Raw genomic sequence first — 20,660 nt, forward strand, 5'->3', positions numbered from 1 at the left:
AAATTTCAAAAAGCACAACAAATTCTGGGGGTTTGGATTGGTTTTACGCGCGACCCTATAAAAAATTATTAAAACAATGAACCAAAATCCCATGAGCTGTCTCTTATTATATAGAGGGTGCACCCAAAGAAAAAGGAGGGAATGGATTGGATGAACTTGAAATCATTCTAAGATCAAAAGCCGGCGACTTAGAAGCTTTTGAAGATTTATATAAATTATACAGCCCACAAGCATTAAGAACAGTTTACTTAATGACTTATAACAAGGAATTAAGTGAAGACATAGTACAGGAAGCTTTTGTGGAATGCTTTAATAATTTAAAAAACATTAAAAATCCCCGAGCTTTTAAATCATGGTTATATAAAATTCTTAAAAGAATTTGCTGGCGTTATAGCAATAAAGAGAAAAAATTAATACCTATGGAAAATATATTTGATAAATACCAAGATAACCGCAGCCAAAAAAACTTGTCTGAAAGCATTGAACAAAGTGAAACAAGAATGTTTATGTTGGAGCTGCTTAACAAATTAAGTTTGCCGCTAAAAACTACAATGATTCTTTATTACTATAACGAAATGTCAGTAAGTGAGATTGCAAAGGTTTTAGGTTGTTTTGAAGGAACTGTAAAGTCACGGCTTCATAAAGCAAGAAAACAAATAGAAAGAGAAATTTTAAAAACAAATGAGCAATTTTATGTTCAAGAGGTATTAGGGAAGGGGTGGATTAAAAATGAAAAACCAGAAACAATTTGAGGACCTTCTTAAATCAGAATTGAATATAAAAGCTAGTGATATAACTCCCTCTTCAGATTTATTTCAAAATATTAAAAAGAGAATTCTTGAAAAAGAGAGGACTGAAAATAATATGTTAAAGAAATATCTTTTTAAAAGTAATAAACTTAGGAAAACAGCAGCGGCTGCCATGCTGTGTATGACATTTTTAACAGGTATTTGTATCGTTTCCGGTGATATGAGCGCATTTGCAAATTCTATAATAAGTAAATTTGTGAAAGGCTATGATTCAAATAAGACATATGATAAATTACCTGAAAAAGCTAAACTTGAAAAAGAGTTAGGGTTTAAAGCTAAAGTACCTGAAACCCTATTAGATGATTTTAAATTTGTTGATGGTACTACTGCAGTATATGTAGATGGGTCTTCCAAGAAAATATATGATCCGAATAGAAAAGAATTTGGGGCAACCTACGAAAAAGCTTCTGACAATTCCGATGCATATTTGAGTTTAACTATTTGTAATCATAAATTTGATTCGGATACTTATAAAAATGCAAAAGAAATAACTTGTGAAAATAAAGCGTTTTTATATAAAAAGTTTAAATTTCATGTAGTTCCATCTGACTACAAGCAATCTCAAAAAGAATTAGAAGATGAAAAAAATGGATATGTTAGTACCCTATGGGTTGGCAGTAAATCTTCAGGTTTCAAAGATAAATATATTGATGCTCAATCTTTAATATGGCAGGATAATGGTATATACTACCAGTTAATAGATAATGGATACAATCTATCAACTGAAGATATGATAAAAATGGCAAAAGAAATTATAAAAATGAATTAGGTTAAAACATATTTAAAACAAACCTACACGACTCAACTGCAGCGTGTAGGTTTGTTTATTTGTATAAACAGGAGATCACCTCTTTTGGTAAAATTAGAGTAACAACAGGTTGAGTTGAGTCTGTATAATTGTGTAAAATGGGTTTCATAAGCCAGATCACAGAAGAGCTGTGCGGCACCGAATTCTCAAAGCCCACCGTTTCCGGCTTGTGCAAGAAGCAGGAAGTTGGACCCGCCGGTAAGCGCCTGGAATAACCGGGACCTGCGTGATATACAATACTCCTTCGTTCTACATCCTTTTCTTTGACAAAAATCTTGAAATCTTGATATAATAAACCGTATTTATATAGAAAAATGAACCAAAATACTGCAATACTAATTACCGGGAGGTTGTACAATGCACCCTGATGTGCAAAAGGTATTGTTGACTGAAGAAGAAATTAGAGATCGGGTAAAGCAGCTGGGACAGCAGATATCCCGGGATTACCAGGGAAAAAAAGTGCTGGTGGTGGGCATATTAAAAGGCGCCATGATATTCCTGGCTGACCTGGTGCGCAACATTTCCATTCCTACATATTTTGACTTTATGGCGGTATCAAGTTACGGTTCATCCACCCAGTCCTCCGGCGCGGTGCGGATATTAAAGGATTTGGATAGAAGCATTGAAGGTAAGCATGTATTAATTGTGGAGGACATTGTGGACACCGGGCTTACCCTTAAGTATTTGGTGGAAAACCTCAATTCAAGGGGGCCTGAAAGCCTGAAAATTTGTACGCTGTTGGACAAGCCTGAAAGACGTACCGTGGATATAAATGCCCATTACAAAGGCTTTACCATTCCCAACGAATTTGTGGTGGGCTACGGTTTGGACTTTAACGAGCGCTACCGCAATCTGCCCTATGTGGCTGTACTAAAGCCGGAAATATATCAGGGTTAAGCCCTTTTAATGTTTGGAGGGATAAAAAAACTATGTCTGTGGGACAAGAAATGGTTGTTGTGCTGGACTTTGGCGGCCAGTACACTCAATTGATTGCCCGGCGCATTAGAGAGTGCCAGGTATTTTGTGAGATTCTACCTTACAACACACCGGTGGAAGAATTAAAGCAGAAGAAGCCCAAGGGGATAATATTTTCCGGCGGTCCTTCCAGTGTATACGAGGAAAATGCCCCCGCTGTGGACACCGGTATTTACGATTTAGACATACCTATTTTAGGTATTTGTTATGGTATGCAGATGATGGCCCACCAGCTGGGAGGAAAAGTGGCCCGGGGTACCCAGCGGGAATACGGCAAAACTATGATTGAAGTGCTGGAGCGCAGCGGCCTGCTGGAAGGTTGGGAAGCCCGGGAACACTGCTGGATGAGCCATACCGACCGGGTGGAAGAAGCGCCGGGAGGATTTACAGTGGCCGCCCGCAGCAGCTACACCCCGGTGGTAACCATGCACTGCCCGGAACGCAAACTTTATGCCGTGCAGTTCCATCCCGAGGTGGTGCATACCCCCAAAGGAAAGCGGGTATTAGAAAACTTCCTGTATAATATCTGCGGCTGCAGTGCCTCCTGGACCATGGGGTCTTTCTTGGAAGAAGCGGTGAAGGAAGTGCGGGCCAAGGCCGGCGGTAAAAAAGTGCTCTGTGCTTTGAGCGGCGGGGTTGATTCTTCGGTGGCTGCGGTGCTGGTGCACAAAGCGGTGGGGGATGATCTAACCTGTGTGTTTGTAGACCACGGGCTGCTGCGTAAAGGCGAGGCAGAGCAGGTGGTAAAAACATTCCGGGAAAAGTTTGCTATAAATTTAGTCCATGTTGACGCCCGGGAAAGATTTTTGAAGAAACTGGCCGGGGTTACTGATCCCGAACAGAAGCGCAAAATCATCGGCAACGAGTTTATCCGGGTATTTGAAGAAGAAGCCGGCAAACTGGGACAAATTGACTTTTTAGTGCAGGGAACGTTGTACCCCGATGTGGTGGAGAGCGGTACTGCCACCGCTGCCACAATCAAGTCTCACCACAATGTGGGCGGTTTGCCCGAAGATATGCAGTTTGAATTAATTGAGCCGTTAAAATGGCTGTTTAAAGATGAGGTTCGCCTGCTGGGTGAAGAAATGGGCCTGCCGGAAGAAGTGGTGTGGAGGCAGCCTTTCCCCGGCCCGGGGCTGGCGGTGCGCATTTTAGGTGAGATAACAGAGGAAAAATTGGCCGTATTAAGTGAAGCCGATGCCATCGTAAGGGAAGAAATTAAAAATGCCGGGCTGGAAAGGGAAATTTGGCAGTATTTTGCGGTGCTGCCCAACTTCAAGACGGTGGGTGTAATGGGTGACGAGCGCACCTATGCCTGGACCATCGGCATCAGGGCCATTCACAGCAATGATGGTATGACTGCCGACTGGGTACGCCTGCCCTATGAAGTTTTAGAAAAAATCTCCTCCCGTATTGTCAATGAGCTGGATCAGGTTAACAGGGTAGTGTACGACATTACCTCCAAGCCGCCATCCACCATTGAGTGGGAATAGAAACAAAAAACCCTGAATACCTTGATTTTATAAGGTTTTCGGGGTTTTGTTTTTATTGACCGTACTAAAAACGTACTATTTTTTAAGGTGATAAACCAATTTCTGTTCTCAGGTCTGTAATATTTTCCCTGGTACATGCCATATCCTTGAAAGTGTTATTTTTCTGTTGAAAGTAAATTTAAGCTGGAGTTTGATAGTTCAATGATTGATGCGGTCTTGAATAATTATAAAATTGCAGATAACGGTTTATCTCCCTGCGGCCTTCTTTGGGGCTGATGTATTCTTTGAGATATACTTCTTCGTACTTGAGGCTGCGCCAGAGGCGCTCTGTAAAGATAAAACCATTAGAACAACTTAATGATGAAAAGTAACTTTTATAACCTTATTGATGGTTTATCATGATTATGATAAAATTATGATAAGCTAATAAAGAGGTGATGAGTGTATGCCGCATATCAGACCGGTTTCAGATTTAAGAAATAATTTTGCAGATATATCGAGGATTGTCCATGAAACTAAAGAACCAGTATTTTTGACCAAGAATGGTTATGGTGACATGGTTGTGATGAGTATAGAAACTTATGAACGCAAACTGTTTGAAAGTGAAATCTACTTTAAGCTGAAGGAAGCGGAACTGGAAGCAAAATCAACCGATAAACGTTTTTCCCATGAAGAAGTATTTAACGAATTAAGGGCAGGGATTGCGGATAAGGCGGAATCTGATGAAGTATGAAATTAGATACCTGCCTTTGACAAGTAAAGATTTATCTAATATTGTGTCTTATATTGCAGAGGAGTTAAAAGCACCAAAGGCAGCAGGGGATTTAATTGATGCATTGGATACTTCTATATTAAGGCTTGCACAGTTTCGTATTCATGCCGGGTATATCATCCCGAAAAATCCCTTGAAAATGAATATAGAGTATTACCTGTAAAAAACTATTTAGTATTTTATGTGGTTAAAGAACAGGTTGTTGAAATTCACCGAATTATCAATTCAAGAATAGATTTAACCAGGGTTATAAAATGATATGCTAAACTTTGTACCGTTTTTTCAAACTAATTGTTGACAACCTTTGACAACCTTTGCTATTATGAAGGTGCAACAAGTGGATATTGTCACGTATATCCTCGGGAATATGGCTCGAGAGTATCTACCGGGCAACCGTAAATTGCCCGACTACGTGGGGAAGTGTACCTAGGGTTCCACGCCTTTGCAGGCGGTTCGGTCCGAGCGGTACAGGTTGGTTATTAGTTAACCAGCTACACCGGCAGGGATAAAAGCCCAGGCGGTAGGTTTCACACGCTCTAATGTGAAACCTACGCGCCTGGGCTTCTTAATTTTCAGCAGGGGGTGTTTCATTGACCTGATTTTTACATGGTGCCCAAAGAACGCTATAAGCAGTTTGTGGAAGTATTTAAGGAGGAATAATAAGGGATGTTTGAAAAGTTATTTCAGCTCAAAAAATATAATACCGATGTTAAAACTGAAGTAATTGCCGGCTTAACAACTTTTATGACCATGGCTTACATTCTGTTCTTGAACCCGGCCATCCTTTCTTCCACCGGGATGGAAAGGGATGCGGTATTCTTTGCCACGGCCGCCGCCGCCGGCATTGTAACCATGGCCATGGGCCTGTTTGTTAACTTTCCCGTTGCTTTGGCACCGGGAATGGGATTAAACGCTTATTTTGCTGCCGTGGTGGCCGGGGGGTTGGGTATGCCCTGGCAGGTGGCCCTGGGTGCGGTATTTATTTCCGGTATTATATTTATCATTTTGACGGTTACCCAAGTACGCCAACTGCTGGTGGATGCAGTACCCGATTCTATGAAGCGGGCCATTACTGTCGGGATTGGGCTTTTTATCACCATTATCGGTGTGAAGATGGCTGAAATTATGGTCATACAGGCTGTTCCCATTCCCTCTACAGTGGAAAAGATGGCTGAAGGGCCGGCTGTACTGAAGTTTTTTGAGTGGAACATCGTACTGGGCAGCTTTAGCAATCCGGCTACACTGCTGGCTTTAATAGGCCTGGCCATCACCGGGATATTAATGGCCAGGGGAGTTAAGGGAGCCCTTTTAATTGGTATCCTTGCCGCCACCGCCGTGGGGATTCCTTTGGGTGTGACCCAAATTCCGGAGCATTTTACCCCCTTTGCGCTGCCGGACTTCAGCAAGCTGGCGGTGGGCGCCCTGGATATAAAAGGGGCCTTTGAAATGGGTATCTGGACCGTTGTATTTACCTTTACCTTTGTGGAACTTTTTGATACCTTTGGCACCTTGGTTGGTACAGCCAACAAGGCCGGGCTGCTGGATAAACATGGCAAGAGTCCCCGCCTGGGTAGGGCCATGCTGGTGGATGCCTTTGGTGTTTCCTTCGGGGCTTTAATGGGTACCAGCACCGTTACCGCCTTTGTAGAGAGCAGTGCCGGTGTCAGTGAGGGCGGCCGCACCGGTTTAACCGCTGTCACCGTTGGAGTGCTCTTCCTGCTGGCTCTGGTGCTGGCCCCGGTGGCCGGTTTGATTCCCGGTGCCGCCACAGCCCCGGCGCTGATCATCGTGGGTGTATTAATGGCTTCAGCAGTGCGGGAAATAAACTTTGATGATTTTACAGAAAGTTTTCCGGCCTTTTTAACCTTTACATTGATGCCCTTTACTTACAGTATTGCCAACGGTATTGCTGCCGGTATTGTTTCTTACGTTATACTGAAAGCGGCAGCAGGCCGGGCCAAAGATGTACACTGGTTAATGTGGATTCTGGCTGTGCTGGTTGTGGTACGTTACGCGTTTTTGGGAGGAGAGTAAACAGTATATTTCGCTTCAACTGCAGCACCGGTTTTTCACCAACAGGAACCTGGTGCTGCTTTGGTTCTACCCCTGTTTATAACCATAAAAAAACGATAAAAAAAGGAGGCTAATATATAATGGCTCAACCGTTGGTTGGTATTGTGATGGGCAGTGATTCAGATTTGACTGTTATGAAGGGTGCTGCTGATATTCTGGACCGGTTTGGGATACCATACGAAGTGATTATTTCATCGGCTCACCGGGTGCCGGAAAAAACCGCCGGTTATGCCCGCACTGCCAAAGAGCGGGGATTAAAAGTGATTATTGCCGGTGCCGGCATGGCGGCTCACCTGCCGGGGGTTATTGCGGCATTAACGCCGCTGCCGGTGATAGGAGTACCCATCAAGTCCGGTGCCCTGGAAGGTGTAGATGCCCTTTACGCCATTGTGCAGATGCCCCCGGGAATCCCGGTGGCCACCGTTGGTATTAACGGGGCCAAAAATGCGGGCATACTGGCAGTACAGATTATCGGGGTATCAGATCAAGAAATACAGCAAAAGATACTGGATTATAAGGAAGAAATGGCACGGGACGTGGAAAAGAAAGCTGACAAGTTAAATGAACTGGGTATAGAAGGTTATTTAAATAAAAAGAAATAAAGGATTTTATAGGGGGTGCAACAAATAAAACGTAATGTTTGAAATAAACACTGGTTTAGCAGGACAGAGGAGGCTGTTTAGACATGATTGAGCGTTACACACTGCCGGAAATGAAACGGATTTGGTCTGAGGAAAACAAATTTAGAAAGTGGTTGGATGTAGAAATATATGCCTGCGAAGCGCTGGCTGAACTGGGCAGAATACCGGCCGCAGCGGTGGAAGTGATCAAACAAAAGGCAGATTTCAACGTTAAGCGCATTCTGGAAATAGAAGAAGTGGTACACCATGACGTGATAGCCTTTACCACCTGCGTAGCTGAATACGTGGGTGAGGAGAGCAAGTACATCCACCTGGGGCTGACATCTTCAGATGTGGTTGATACAGCCCAAAGCGTGCGCATGAAAGAAGCGGGGGAGCAGATACTTTCCCGGCTGCAAAAACTGCATCAAATACTGTTGGAAAAAGCTCAAGAACACCGGTTTACCATAATGATCGGGCGTACCCACGGCATTCATGCCGAACCGATGACCTTTGGCTTAAAAATGCTGCTGTGGGCTTCGGAAACAGAGCGAAACATTGAAAGAATGAAAAAAGCCATTGACGTTATCAGCGTGGGTAAAATTTCCGGTGCCGTTGGTACCTATGCCAACATCGATCCCCGGGTGGAAGCCCATGTCTGCAGGCGTTTAGGTTTAAAACCCGCGGCCCTGTCCACCCAGGTGCTGCAGCGGGACCGCCACGCCGAGTATATGAGCACTCTAGCAGTGATTGGATGCACATTGGAAAAAATAGCCACGGAAATCCGGGCGCTGCAGCGCACCGATATCCGGGAAGCGGAAGAATTCTTTGCCCAAGGGCAGAAAGGTTCCTCTGCCATGCCCCATAAGAGAAACCCCATTATAACCGAACGCATAACCGGTATGGCCCGCCTGCTGCGGGGCAACGCGTTAACAGCCATGGAAAATGTGGCGCTGTGGCACGAGCGGGACATTTCCCACTCTTCGGTGGAACGGGTAATTATCCCCGACAGCACCACGATTTTAGATTATATGCTGAAGAAAATGATCGACATTATCAGCAACCTGCTGGTTTACCCGGAAAAGATGAAGCACAATATGGAGCGCACCAGGGGGTTAATTTTCTCCCAGCGGGTGCTGCTGGCGTTGGTAGATAAAGGCATTAGCAGGGAAAAAGCCTATGAACTGGTACAGCGCAGCGCCATGGAATGCTGGCGCACCGGAAAACAGTTTAAAGCCCTGCTGGCAGCGGATCAGGAGGTAAGTGAACTGCTCAGCGGCGAAGAACTGGATAGTATTTTTGAATACAGCCATTACCTGAGGCATATTGATCAAATCTATGCCCGGTTTGGATTGTAGAACTGGAACAGTACCTTTATACCGCAAACGGCACCACCGGGGGATGAAAAGCAGGCGGCTTTAGAACCGCAATATTTTTCAGGGTAGAAAGGAGCGTGCAGGCTGTGGAAAAATTAGCACTGCTTTATGAAGGCAAGGCCAAAAAAGTATATAAAACTGATAATCAAGACCTGCTGTGGGTGGAATATAAAGACGACGCCACCGCCTTCAATGGGGCTAAAAAAGGCACCATTGTGGGCAAAGGTGTACTAAACAATCTAATCAGCGCCCACTTTTTTGAACTGCTGGCTGAAAACGGTGTACCGAACCACTTTGTAAAATTGATAAATGAACGGGGACAATTGGTTAAATCGTTAGAAATCATCCCGGTGGAAGTTATTGTACGCAACCTGGCTGCCGGCAGCATGGCCAAGCGTTTAGGCTTGGAAGAAGGCATGGATTTAGGCGGCCCGGTGGTGGATTACTGCTATAAAAGTGACGAGCTGGGTGACCCGCTGATTAACGACGATCACATCCGGGCACTGAAACTGGCCACGCCGGAACAGTTAAAAACCATCCGGGAAATGGCGTTGAAAGTTAATGCCGTATTATCTAAATATTTAGCTGAAAAAAATATTATCCTGGTGGATTACAAATTGGAGTTTGGCTTCCACAAAGGCGAAATTCTGCTGGGGGATGAAATTTCCCCGGACACCTGCCGCTTCTGGGACAGTGAAACAAGACAAAAGCTGGATAAAGACCGCTTCCGCCGGGATTTAGGCGATGTGGAAGAAGCGTACAAGGAAGTATACCGCCGCCTGACCGGGAAAGAAGTAACATTTTAAAAATGAATAATAATTAAAAAACCGGAGGTGCGAAATGTACCAGGCTAAAATTTACATCACATTACGCCAAAGCGTGTTAGATCCCCAGGGTTCCGCGGTTACCAGATCGCTGCATGCCATGGGTTATGAAAATATTAAAGATGTGCGGGTGGGCCGCTACCTGGTGGTGGAGGTGGATGCTGCCGGCAGAGAGGCTGCCGAAGAACAGGTGCACGATATGTGCAAAAAACTGCTGGCCAACCCGGTAATTGAAGACTACACCTTTGAACTGGTGGAGGTATAAAATATGAAATTCGGAGTGGTTGTATTCCCCGGCTCAAACTGTGATGCGGATTGTTTTAATGCGGTGAAAGCTGTTTTAGACCAGCCGGTGGAATATATTTGGCACAAGTCCAACAGTGTTGAGGGTTTTGACTGCATTATTTTGCCGGGGGGCTTTTCCTACGGTGACTACCTGCGCGCTGGGGCCATTGCCCGGTTTTCACCGGTGATGGAGGCGGTGATAGAGTTTGCTCACCGCGGCGGGTTGGTTATCGGTATCTGCAACGGCTTTCAGGTGCTGCTGGAGGCGGGTCTGCTGCCCGGTGCCATGAGGCGCAATGACAGCCTGCAGTTTATCTGTGATGACACTTACCTGAAAGTGGAAAATGCCGACACTGCCTTTACCGCATTATGGCAGCCGGGCCAGGTAATTAAAATTCCGGTGGCCCATGGTGACGGCAACTATTACTGCGATGAAAACACATTGAAAGAGCTGCAGCAGAACAATCAGGTGGTGTTTAGGTACTGCAGCCCCGCGGGTGAAGTTACTGCCCAGGCCAATCCCAACGGATCAATAGATAACATTGCCGGTGTTTGTAATAAACAGGGTAATGTGCTGGGGATGATGCCGCACCCGGAACGCTGTGCCGAGAAAATCCTTGGTAACGATGACGGGGCGATGCTGTTTAAATCCATCCTGGCAGCCTGGCAAAGGAGAGTGAAATAGATGGAGCCGCGCAATAACGAAGGTTTAAAACCGGGTATCTGGCGGGAAATGGGCTTAACGGATGCGGAATTTGAAAAAGTTAAAAATATTTTGGGCCGGGAACCCAATTACGTAGAGCTGGGTATATTTGCGGTAATGTGGTCTGAACACTGCAGTTACAAAACTTCCCGGCCGGTGTTAAAGTTTTTTCCCACCAGGGGCGAGCACATTCTGCAGGGCCCCGGCGAGAATGCCGGTATTGTAGACATCGGCGACGGCCAGGCGGTGGTCTTTAAAATTGAAAGCCACAACCACCCCTCAGCCATTGAACCGTACCAGGGAGCGGCCACCGGGGTTGGCGGCATCCTGAGGGATGTGTTTACCATGGGGGCCCGCCCCATCGCACTGCTGGACTCGCTGCGCTTTGGCAGCCTGCAAAACCCGCGCACCCGCTACCTTTTCGGCGGGGTGGTGTCCGGTATATCCGGTTACGGCAACTGCGTCGGTGTACCCACCGTGGGTGGTGAAGTGTACTTTGCACCCAGTTATGAAGAAAATCCCCTGGTTAACGTAATGTGTGTAGGCCTGATAGACCATAAAGACATCAAAAAAGGAACGGCCTCCGGGATAGGTAACCCGGTAATGGTGGTGGGAGCCCGCACCGGCCGGGACGGCATCCACGGTGCCACCTTTGCCTCGGAAGAACTGTCTGAGGAATCGGCAGAAAAGCGCCCGGCGGTGCAGGTGGGTGACCCCTTTATGGAAAAACTGCTGCTGGAGGCCTGCCTGGAGGTAATTAAGAGCGGTTACGTTGTGGGTATTCAAGACATGGGGGCCGCCGGGTTAACCAGTTCTTCCTGTGAAATGGCCAGCCGGGCCGGCACCGGTATAGAGATGGACCTTTCGCTGGTGCCCCGCCGGGAAGAGGGAATGACCCCCTATGAACTGATGCTCTCTGAATCCCAGGAACGGATGCTGGTGGTGGTTAAGAAGGGCACCGCTGAAAAAGTAAAAGAAATTTTTGCCCGGTGGGATTTAGAAGCGGTGGTGGTGGGCCGGGTAACGGGTGACGGTATGCTGCGCCTTACCGAGGGAGAACAGGTGGTGGCGGAAATTCCGGCCCAGGCCCTTACCGATGAAGCACCGGTTTATGAACGCCCCTACAGTGAACCGGAATACTTGAGTGCGGTACAGGAATTACCGGTGGCGAAGATTCCTCAACCGGTGGATTATGAGCGGGTATTAATGGACCTCTTATCTTCGCCCAACATAGCCAGCAAAGAATGGGTTTACCGGCAGTACGACCATATGGTGGGCACCAATACCGTGGTGCGTCCCGGTTCCGACGCCGCTGTGCTGCGGGTGAAAGGAACCAAAAAGGGTATTGCCCTTACCACAGACTGCAACGGCCGCTACTGTTACCTGGATCCTTATACGGGCGGCATGATAGCGGTGGCAGAAGCGGCCCGCAACCTGGTGTGTGCCGGGGCCAAACCGCTGGCCGTTACCAACTGCTTAAATTTCGGCAACCCGGAGAAGCCGGCAGTAATGTGGCAGTTTCGCCGGGCTGTGGAGGGAATGAGTGAAGCCTGCCGCAGCTTAAACACCCCGGTTACCGGCGGCAATGTGAGTTTTTACAATGAAACCAGGGAGACTGCGGTGTACCCCACCCCCACCGTGGGAATGGTGGGCTTAATTGAAGACTTGGACTACCGCTGCACCCAGGACTTTAAGGACGAGGGCGACATTATCATTATGGTGGGAGAAACCAGGATGGAGCTGGGCGGCAGTGAATACCTGCGCGTGGCCCACGGCTTAGAAGCCAAGGGCAGGCCTCCCAAGATGGACTTGGAACTGGAGAAAAAGGTGCAGCAGGCGGTGCTGGAATCCATTAAAAGGGGTCTGGTAAAATCTGCCCACGACTGTTCCGAAGGCGGTTTGGCGGTGGCGCTGGCGGAAAGCTGTATTTCCGGCGGTATTGGTGCTGAAATTTACAGCGTAGAAAATATCCGGGGAGATGCCCTGCTCTTTGGCGAATCCCAGTCCCGCATTATTATCACCACCGCTGAAAACAATGTGGCTGAGTTAATCCGCTATCTTACAGTAATGGAGGTGCCCTTTACCCGCCTGGGAACGGTGGGAGGCAGGGAATTAAAAATTAACCTGCTGGATCCGGGCTGTGCTGCCGGGCGCCCGCGCGCCGTTATTAATCTTCCGGTATCAGAGATGGAGAAAAGATGGCGGGGGGCAATAGAATGCTTAATGAAGTAAGGAATTATTCGGCCTGGTGGCAGAGGGACAAAATGCGGGAGGAATGCGGCGTATTTGGCATTTACGCTCCCGGTATGGATGTAGCCCAGCTGACCTATTTCGGGTTGTACGCGCTGCAGCACCGGGGACAGGAAAGTGCCGGCATTGCCGCTGCCAGCGGCAGCGGTATAAAACTGTATAAAAACATGGGCCTGGTGCCGGAGGTGTTTGGCAGCGGCGTTATAAAAACCCTTGCCGGACATGCCGCCATTGGGCATGTGCGTTATTCCACCACCGGTTCCAGTGAACTGGCCAACGCCCAGCCGCTGGTGTTTAGGCACAGTAAGGGAATGCTCAGCCTGGCCCACAACGGCAACCTTACCAATGTCAGTGCCTTAAGGGAGATGCTGTACAATAATGGGGCGATATTCCAGTCTACCACTGACAGTGAAGTAATTGTTAACCTTATCGCCCGCTACAGCCAGCAAAGCCTGGAAGCGGCCATCATGAAGGCGATGATCGACATTGAAGGAGCCTATTCCCTGGTTATATTAACGGCAGAAGCACTGTATGCTGTGCGGGACCCATACGGTTTTCGCCCGCTCTGTTTGGGACGCGTGGGCAGGGGATGGGTGGTGGCTTCGGAAAGCTGTGCCCTGGACACCATTGGGGCGGAGTTTATACGTGATGTAATGCCCGGGGAAATTGTGCGCCTGGACAAAGACGGTTTAACTTCACTGCAGACCATGGCCGCTTCCAAACCGGCCCACTGTATTTTTGAATACATTTATTTTGCCCGGCCGGACAGCACCATAGACGGTTTTCACGTCAATAAGGTGCGCCGGGAGATGGGCCGCCGGTTGGCCAGGGAGTACCAGGTGGAAGCGGATATAGTAATTCCGGTGCCGGACAGCGGCACCGCGGCGGCCAGGGGGTATGCCCAGGAGGCGGGAATACCCTTTGAAGAGGGATTGATGAAAAACCGCTACATCGGCCGTACCTTTATCCAACCCACCCAGCAGATGCGGGATTTGGGAGTGCGCCTGAAGATCAACCCCATGCGTGAGGTGCTGGCCGGTAAACGGGTAATTATGGTGGACGACTCGCTGGTCCGGGGCACCACCAGTAGAAAAATAGTTAAAATGCTGCGGGACGCGGGGGTGGTGGAGGTGCACCTGTGCTTGAGTTCACCGCCGGTGGTGGCCGGCTGCCATTACGGCATTGACACCAGCGACAGAAAGGAACTGATTGCCGCTGCCAAGTCGGTGGAAGAGATACGCCAGGCGGTGGGGGCCGACGGTTTGTATTACCTCAGCCAGGAGGGCCTGCTGGACATATTCGGTGAACGGGGTCAAAACTTCTGCTGTGCCTGTTTTGATAAGAAATACCCGGTACAGGTGCCAAAGGATGCGGGTAAGTTTAGTTTGGAATAGACCGGGAGGTTATTATGGATAAACAAGACAAACAACCACTGACCTATGCCGGTGCCGGGGTGGATATAGATGCCGGGAACAGGGCGGTGGAACTGATCAAAAAATCTGTGCAGAGCACCTACCGCCCCGGTGTGCTGGGGGGTATCGGCGGTTTCGGCGGCCTGTTCGCACCGGACATGACCAAGTACAAAGAACCGGTGCTGGTATCCGGCACCGACGGGGTGGGTACCAAGCTGAGGGTGGCTCAAATGATGAACAAGCACGACACCATTGGCATTGATGCGGTGGCCATGTGTGTTAACGATATACTGGTGCAGGGTGCCGAACCCCTCTTTTACCTGGACTACCTGGCGCTGGGCAAACTGGTGCCGGAGCTGGTGGCCGAAATTGTAGCCGGTATTGCCGAGGGATGCCGCCGGTCCGGCTGTGCCTTAATTGGCGGAGAAACGGCAGAAATGCCCGGTTTTTACCGCCCCAATGAGTATGACATTGCCGGCTTTGTGGTTGGTGTGGTTGAAAAATCAAAGATTATAGACGGTACAAAGATTGCCCGGGGGGATGTGCTGGTGGGGCTGCCATCTTCAGGGCTGCACTCCAACGGTTATTCGCTGGTACGGAAAGCGCTGTTTGAAGCGGCCGGTTATGATATAGACACCCGGCTGCCGGAGCTGGACTGCACAGTGGGGGAAGAACTGTTAAAACCAACCCGCATTTACGTGCCGGCGGTACGGCCGCTGCTGGAGAAGTTCCACCTGAAGGGGATGGCTCACATCACCGGCGGGGGAATTACGGAAAACCTGCCCCGGGTGCTTAAGCAGGGCCAAATGGCGGTGGTGGACTGCAGTGCCTGGGAAGTGCCGGCGGTGTTCCGGGTAATTAAAGAAATTGGTCATCTATCTGAGGAAGAAATGCTGCGCACCTTCAACATGGGCATCGGCATGGTGCTGGTGGTATCACCCCAGGAGGTGGATGCGGTGTTAGCGGATTTGAAAGAACGGGGCGAGAAGGCTTGCATTATTGGGGAAGTTACCGCGGGCGAGAAGGCGGTGCGGTATAAATAAAATATGGGGAAGTGAAACTATGGCACCGGTTTCCCTGGGTGTACTGGCCTCCGGGCGGGGTTCTAATTTACAATCTATCATTGATGCCTGCCGGCGGGGCGATATCAAGGCAGAGGTTAAGGTAGTAATTAGTGACCGGCAGGATGCTTATGCCCTGAAGCGGGCGGAAAAACACGGCATTGACGCCTACTATATAAATATTAAAGACTACCAGGATAAGGCAGCTTACGAAACAAAGATAGTGGAACTGCTCAGGCGGTATAACGTGCAGCTGGTGTGCCTGGCAGGATACATGCGTTTGGTGGGGCCTACGGTACTAAATGCTTTTCCCTGGCGGATTATGAATATCCACCCTTCGCTGCTGCCCTCTTTTCCCGGCCTGCACGCTCAAAAGCAGGCGCTGGACTGCGGGGTAAAAGTATCCGGCTGCACCGTTCATTTTGTGGACGAAGGGATGGATAGCGGGCCCATTATATTACAGGCCTGTGTGCCGGTATATGATGATGATACCGAAGACAGCCTGGCAGAACGGATTTTGGAACAGGAGCACAAAATTTATCCCCGAGCTGTTGGGCTGTTTGCGGAAGGTAAGTTAATTGTGCGGGGGAAAAAAGTATTTATAAGGGAGGCTGGCAATGATTAAGCGGGCACTGATTAGTGTATCCAACAAGGATGGTTTGGTAGAATTTGGGCGCGGCCTGGCCCAGTTGGGGGTGGAAATTGTTTCCACCGGGGGTACTGCCAGGACACTGAAAGAGGCGGGAGTACCGGTGACCTATATATCCCATGTGACCGGTTTCCCGGAGATTTTAGACGGCAGGGTGAAAACGCTGCACCCCAAGGTACACGGCGGCATACTGGCCATGCGTACCGAAGAACATTTAAAACAGCTGAAAGAACTGGACATCACCCCCATAGATTTGGTGGTGGTAAATCTGTATCCCTTTAGGGAAACGGTGGCCAAGCCCGGTGTAACTTTGGCCGAAGCCATTGAAAATATCGACATCGGCGGTCCCACCATGGTACGGGCGGCAGCTAAAAACTACCAGAATGTACTGGTAGTGGTGAATCCCCGGCGTTACCGTGAAGTGCTGGAGGCGCTGCAGAAGAATGCCGTTTCCGCTGAGCTGCGGCTGGCACTGGCCAGGGAAGCCTTTGCCCACACCGCCGCCTATGACAGTGCCATTTCCAGCTATCTTACCGGGGTGGCCGGAGAAACCTTCCCGGTGGAACTAAGTGTAACTGCCCAATTGGTTCAAACCCTGCGCTACGGTGAGAACCCGCACCAAAAGGCGGCCTTTTACCGTCACCGGTCAGTACAGGGGGCTTGTATAGCCAATGCGGAACAGCTGCACGGTAAGGAACTTTCATACAATAACATCCTGGATGCCAACGCGGCCCTGGAACTGGCCAGGGAATTTTCTGAGCCCACAGCGGCCATCATCAAGCACAACAATCCCTGCGGCTGTGCCAGCGCCGGTGAACTGGCAGCGGCCTATGAAAGGGCACTGGAAGGTGACCCGGTATCTGCCTTTGGCGGCATAGTGGCCTGCAATCGCCCGGTGGACGGGGCCACTGCGAAAAAAATGAGCGAAATTTTCCTGGAGGCAGTTATAGCTCCGGACTTTACCGGGGAAGCCCTGGAGGTGCTGACTAAAAAACCCAACCTGCGGCTTTTAAAGACAGGGGACCTGACCATCCAGACCAACGACACCATGGAAATACGCAAGGTAAACGGCGGCCTGCTGCTGCAGCAAACCGACCGTCAGCTGCTGGACCCGGAACAATTAAAAGTGGTAACGGAAAAGCAGCCCACCGGGCAGGAACTGGAGGAATTGATCTTTGCCATGACCATTGTAAAACATGTGAAATCAAATGCCATCGTGGTAACCAGGGACAAGCAGTTGATTGGTGTAGGTGCCGGTCAAATGAACCGGGTGGGATCAGCCAACATTGCCTTAAACCAGGCCGGGGAGAAAGCCAGGGGTGCAGTGCTGGCATCGGACGCTTTCTTCCCCTTCCGGGATACGGTGGATGCCGCGGCTAAGGCCGGTATTAAGTCTATTATTCAACCGGGCGGCTCCAAGCGGGACAGCGAGTCAATAGAAGCGTGCAACGAGCACGGTTTATCCATGGTATTTACCGGAATGAGGCACTTTAAGCATTAATCACCTTAAATAATGTCCAAAGGCTCGCCAACCGGGCTGTAAATTAAAACTATACGGAGGTTTTTCGATTAATGAAGGTTCTTGTGGTGGGGGGCGGCGGCCGTGAACACGCGCTGGTTTGGAAAATAGCTCAAAGCCCCAAAGTGGATAAAATATACTGTGCCCCGGGCAATGCCGGTATCGCTCAACTGGCTGCCTGTGTAGATATTAAGGCCGGTGATGTGGATGCCCTGCTTAAATTTGCGGTCAAAGAAAATATCCACCTGACGGTGGTGGGGCCCGAGGCACCGCTCATTGAAGGAATAGTTGACAAATTCAACCGGGCCGGGCTGCGCATTTTCGGGCCCGGCAGAGATGCCGCCCAGCTGGAGGGCAGTAAGGCGCTGGCCAAACATTTCATGGCTGAGTACGGCATTCCCACCGCCAGGTATGCTGCTTTTCACGACGCCAAAGAAGCCATGGACCATGTGCGGGAAAAGAACTGTCCCCTGGTGGTTAAAGCATCCGGCCTGGCCGCCGGCAAGGGGGTTATTGTTTGTGAATACGTGGCGGACGCCCTGGATGCTGTAAGAAGGGTGATGGTGGATAAGGAATTTGGTGCAGCGGGAACGCAGGTGGTCATTGAAGAACGGCTGGAAGGGGAAGAAGTAAGCGTACTGGCCTTTACCGACGGGAAGACCATTGTACCCATGGTGCCATCCCAGGACCACAAGCGGGTATTTGACAACGACCGGGGTCCAAACACCGGCGGCATGGGAGCATATGCACCGGCACCGCTGTACACGCCGGAACTGCATCAAAGGGTGGTAAAGGAAATATTGGAGCCCACCATTAAAGGAATGGCCGAACAGGGTTGGTCCTATAAAGGGGTAATTTACGCCGGGCTGATGGTAACTAAAGACGGTCCTAAAGTGCTGGAATATAACGTGCGCTTTGGTGACCCGGAAACCCAACCGGTGCTGTCACTGCTGGACACCGACCTGGTGGAGATAATGGAGGCGGTGATAGATGAGCGCCTGGATCAAATAGAAGTGAAGTGGAAAAAGGGTGCATCCGTCTGTGTGGTAATGTCTGCTCCGGGCTATCCCGGCAGTTACCCCAAGGGCGATGTTATTACCGGGTTGGATAAAGTACCCCGGGAGGTGGTGGTATTCCACGCCGGCACCGCTGTGAAAGAGGGAGAAATTGTCACCAGCGGCGGCCGGGTGCTGGGAGTAACCGCAGTGGGTAGTGACATCAGCGATGCTGTAGAGAAAGCCTATCATGGGGTGGAGCAGATAAACTTCAACGGTGCCCATTACCGGAAGGACATTGGAGCAAAGGCGATAAAGAGCTAGCTGTACGGGTTAAAAATTAGGCCATAATAAAACCGGTCAACCACTGATGTGGAGCGGCCGGTTTTTCTTTCTTTTTTTAACGCATTAAAGGATTTATAATCGTCAGCGTCGAATTGCGGGAATAATATCACCAAATGGGAGGGATACGTTTATGAATCAATACGAGGGTAAACTAAAGGATCCGTTGAATGACCGGTTGTTTGAAGCGGTTCTTACCCTAGAAACAATAGATGATTGCTATCGTTTCTTTGAAGATATTTGCACCGTAGCTGAACTGCGGGCGTTGGCCCAGCGATTGGAGGTGGCCAAAATGCTGCAGGCTAACCGTACTTACAGTGAAATAGCGGAAAAAACAGGAGCCAGCACAGCCACCATCAGCCGGGTGAAGCGCTGTTTAAATTACGGTGCCGATGGCTATAAAACGGTGCTGGAGCGTTTGGCTAAGAAAGAAAAGGGATTGGAAAAACCATTGGATGAACAAGGGAGAGATTAATATGGTATCACCGAGATTCGGGCGTTTACCCGAAGGAGTAAGAGACCTGCTGCCTGCCGAAGCCAGGCGCAAGCGGCAGCTGGAACAGGGTTTTGCAGAACTGGCGGAGAACTGGGGCTACCAGGAAGTGGCCACTCCCACCTTTGAATACTTTGAAAACTTATGCTCGGGAGAAGATGACGATGATAAGCTGTATAAATTTTTAGATCGTAAAGGTCATTTAATGGCCCTGCGGCCGGACCTCACCAGGCCCATTGCCAGGCTGGTGGCCACCAGGATGCGTCATGCCCCCCTGCCCCTGCGTTTGTACTATTTATCCCACGCCTTTAACTATGAAGAACCGCTGGTGAGGCGGCAGAGGGAGTTTTACCAGGCGGGGGTGGAAATACTGGGTGCCGCCGGCCCGGCGGCGGATGCCGAAGCGGTGGCGCTGGCGGTGGAAGCACTGCAGACCTGCGGGCTGAAGGACTTTCGCTTCAGTTTAGGCAACGTGGGCATATTCCACAGTTTAATGGAAGAATTAAACCTTCCGCCGGAGCAGGTGCAGGCCATTAAAAAGGCGGTGGAAAACAAAGATTTTGTACGATTGGGTGAACACCTGGCTGCCGGGGATATTGCGGTGGAAAAACAGCAGCGGGTGGCCCGGTTGTTATCACTGCGCGGCGGCCCCGGGGTACTGGCCCAGGCGGAGGAAATACTGGACAGTGAAGAGGCGCTGAAAGCCCTGGATAACTTAAAGCAGGTGTACCAAACCCTGGAAAGTTACGGGCTGCAGCAGCATGTGACGCTGGATTTGGGTTTGCTGCTGGGGTTGGATTATTACACCGGGGTGATTTTTGAAGGTTACACTTTATCCCTGGGCTTCCCGGTCTGCGGCGGCGGGCGGTACGACCGCCTGGTGGGGCACTTTGGCTACCATCTGCCGGCCACCGGTTTTGCATTAAATGTAGACCAGATAATGGTGGCCATAGAAAAGCAGCAGGGCCCGGCGGAGGAGCCGCCGGTGGACGTGCTGGTGGCCTGGGCAGAAAACAGCTTACCGGCAGCGGTGAAGAAAGTGAGAGAGCTGAGATCCCAGGGCCTGAAAGTGCAGCTGGAGTTGGAGCCGGGTATTTCAGAGCAGCGGCGCGGTAGGAAAGTGAATAAAGTTATATACATTAACGCCCAGGGTGCGGAAGAAGTAATTTAGCAGAAAAGCTTGACAGCTCTACCGCAGTAG

General features: G+C 49.5%; 20 protein-coding genes, 2 pseudogenes and 1 riboswitch. Of the genes and pseudogenes, 21 read left to right on the forward strand and 1 reads right to left on the reverse strand.

The genetic code is table 11. The features are described 5' to 3' along the window. Nucleotides 1-146 precede the first annotated feature (146 nt). From JOC37_RS03000 to guaA, 5 genes and pseudogenes are all read left to right on the forward strand, one after another. Nucleotides 147-752 (forward strand): RNA polymerase sigma factor, encoded by a 606-nt coding sequence (locus JOC37_RS03000; protein WP_204615911.1) that lies wholly within the window; start codon nt 147-149, stop codon nt 750-752. Then, the gene (locus tag JOC37_RS03005) at nt 730-1,578 is read left to right on the forward strand and encodes a hypothetical protein (protein WP_204615913.1); all 849 of its coding nucleotides are present in this window, start codon (nt 730-732) and stop codon (nt 1,576-1,578) included. Before JOC37_RS03000 ends, JOC37_RS03005 begins: the two co-directional genes overlap by 23 nt. A gap of 146 nt (nt 1,579-1,724) precedes the next feature. Continuing rightward, a pseudogene (locus JOC37_RS03010) lies at nt 1,725-1,869 on the forward strand (transposase); the annotation flags it as partial. Nucleotides 1,870-1,974: 105 nt separating this feature from the next. Then, complete coding sequence (hpt, locus tag JOC37_RS03015; RefSeq protein ID WP_204615915.1) at nt 1,975-2,514, forward strand: hypoxanthine phosphoribosyltransferase; 540 nt, start codon at nt 1,975-1,977, stop codon at nt 2,512-2,514. 32 nt (nt 2,515-2,546) lie between these two features. Beyond that, nucleotides 2,547-4,085, forward strand: coding sequence for a glutamine-hydrolyzing GMP synthase (gene guaA / locus JOC37_RS03020; RefSeq protein WP_204615923.1), 1,539 nt, complete (start codon nt 2,547-2,549; stop codon nt 4,083-4,085). Nucleotides 4,086-4,263: 178 nt separating this feature from the next. On the opposite strand, the pseudogene JOC37_RS03025 reads toward guaA, so the two are convergent. Continuing rightward, a pseudogene (locus tag JOC37_RS03025) lies at nt 4,264-4,422 on the reverse strand (integrase core domain-containing protein); the annotation flags it as partial. Nucleotides 4,423-4,530: 108 nt separating this feature from the next. On the opposite strand from JOC37_RS03025, the gene JOC37_RS03030 reads away from it, so the two are divergent. From JOC37_RS03030 to hisZ, 16 genes are all read left to right on the forward strand, one after another. Continuing rightward, on the forward strand, nt 4,531-4,818 hold the full coding sequence (locus JOC37_RS03030) for a type II toxin-antitoxin system Phd/YefM family antitoxin (RefSeq protein WP_204615925.1): 288 nt from the start codon (nt 4,531-4,533) through the stop codon (nt 4,816-4,818). Next, nucleotides 4,808-5,020, forward strand: coding sequence for a hypothetical protein (locus JOC37_RS03035; RefSeq protein WP_238480718.1), 213 nt, complete (start codon nt 4,808-4,810; stop codon nt 5,018-5,020). The genes JOC37_RS03030 and JOC37_RS03035 overlap by 11 nt, the downstream gene beginning before the upstream one ends. Nucleotides 5,021-5,186: 166 nt before the next feature. Then, nucleotides 5,187-5,288: riboswitch (purine riboswitch) on the forward strand. Nucleotides 5,289-5,523: 235 nt separating this feature from the next. Continuing rightward, nucleotides 5,524-6,891, forward strand: coding sequence for an NCS2 family permease (locus JOC37_RS03040; protein ID WP_204615927.1), 1,368 nt, complete (start codon nt 5,524-5,526; stop codon nt 6,889-6,891). 119 nt (nt 6,892-7,010) lie between these two features. Beyond that, nucleotides 7,011-7,532, forward strand: coding sequence for a 5-(carboxyamino)imidazole ribonucleotide mutase (purE, locus tag JOC37_RS03045; protein ID WP_204615929.1), 522 nt, complete (start codon nt 7,011-7,013; stop codon nt 7,530-7,532). An 83-nt stretch (nt 7,533-7,615) separates the two neighbouring features. After that, nucleotides 7,616-8,908 carry an adenylosuccinate lyase gene (gene purB, locus JOC37_RS03050; RefSeq protein WP_204615931.1) on the forward strand — a complete coding sequence of 431 codons (1,293 nt, stop codon included), beginning with the start codon at nt 7,616-7,618 and terminating at the stop codon, nt 8,906-8,908. 104 nt (nt 8,909-9,012) lie between these two features. Beyond that, nucleotides 9,013-9,732 carry a phosphoribosylaminoimidazolesuccinocarboxamide synthase gene (gene purC / locus JOC37_RS03055; protein WP_204615933.1) on the forward strand — a complete coding sequence of 240 codons (720 nt, stop codon included), beginning with the start codon at nt 9,013-9,015 and terminating at the stop codon, nt 9,730-9,732. A gap of 34 nt (nt 9,733-9,766) precedes the next feature. Then, on the forward strand, nt 9,767-10,015 hold the full coding sequence (gene purS / locus JOC37_RS03060) for a phosphoribosylformylglycinamidine synthase subunit PurS (protein ID WP_204615940.1): 249 nt from the start codon (nt 9,767-9,769) through the stop codon (nt 10,013-10,015). Nucleotides 10,016-10,018: 3 nt separating this feature from the next. After that, nucleotides 10,019-10,720, forward strand: coding sequence for a phosphoribosylformylglycinamidine synthase subunit PurQ (purQ, locus tag JOC37_RS03065; protein WP_204615942.1), 702 nt, complete (start codon nt 10,019-10,021; stop codon nt 10,718-10,720). Further along, nucleotides 10,721-12,970: a phosphoribosylformylglycinamidine synthase subunit PurL gene (gene purL / locus JOC37_RS03070; RefSeq protein ID WP_204615944.1), complete on the forward strand. Its 2,250-nt coding sequence runs from the start codon at nt 10,721-10,723 to the stop codon at nt 12,968-12,970. It abuts the gene before it with no gap. After that, the gene (gene purF, locus JOC37_RS03075) at nt 12,955-14,382 is read left to right on the forward strand and encodes an amidophosphoribosyltransferase (RefSeq protein WP_204615946.1); all 1,428 of its coding nucleotides are present in this window, start codon (nt 12,955-12,957) and stop codon (nt 14,380-14,382) included. The genes purL and purF overlap by 16 nt, the downstream gene beginning before the upstream one ends. A gap of 14 nt (nt 14,383-14,396) precedes the next feature. Then, on the forward strand, nt 14,397-15,443 hold the full coding sequence (gene purM, locus JOC37_RS03080) for a phosphoribosylformylglycinamidine cyclo-ligase (RefSeq protein ID WP_204615948.1): 1,047 nt from the start codon (nt 14,397-14,399) through the stop codon (nt 15,441-15,443). Nucleotides 15,444-15,462: 19 nt separating this feature from the next. Continuing rightward, on the forward strand, nt 15,463-16,086 hold the full coding sequence (gene purN / locus JOC37_RS03085) for a phosphoribosylglycinamide formyltransferase (protein ID WP_204615950.1): 624 nt from the start codon (nt 15,463-15,465) through the stop codon (nt 16,084-16,086). Further along, nucleotides 16,079-17,611: a bifunctional phosphoribosylaminoimidazolecarboxamide formyltransferase/IMP cyclohydrolase gene (purH, locus tag JOC37_RS03090; protein ID WP_204615952.1), complete on the forward strand. Its 1,533-nt coding sequence runs from the start codon at nt 16,079-16,081 to the stop codon at nt 17,609-17,611. Before purN ends, purH begins: the two co-directional genes overlap by 8 nt. Before the next feature lie 71 nt (nt 17,612-17,682). Beyond that, on the forward strand, nt 17,683-18,948 hold the full coding sequence (purD, locus tag JOC37_RS03095) for a phosphoribosylamine--glycine ligase (RefSeq protein WP_204615954.1): 1,266 nt from the start codon (nt 17,683-17,685) through the stop codon (nt 18,946-18,948). Nucleotides 18,949-19,099: 151 nt separating this feature from the next. After that, entirely contained in the window at nt 19,100-19,441 is a 342-nt protein-coding gene (locus JOC37_RS03100) for a YerC/YecD family TrpR-related protein (protein ID WP_204615955.1), read from the forward strand. A gap of 1 nt (nt 19,442) precedes the next feature. Then, nucleotides 19,443-20,630 (forward strand): ATP phosphoribosyltransferase regulatory subunit, encoded by a 1,188-nt coding sequence (gene hisZ, locus JOC37_RS03105; protein WP_204615957.1) that lies wholly within the window; start codon nt 19,443-19,445, stop codon nt 20,628-20,630. Nucleotides 20,631-20,660 lie beyond the last annotated feature (30 nt).

The sequence above is a fragment of the Desulforadius tongensis genome (assembly GCF_016907915.1).
Lineage (GTDB): Bacteria > Bacillota > Desulfotomaculia > Desulfotomaculales > Desulfohalotomaculaceae > Desulforadius > Desulforadius tongensis.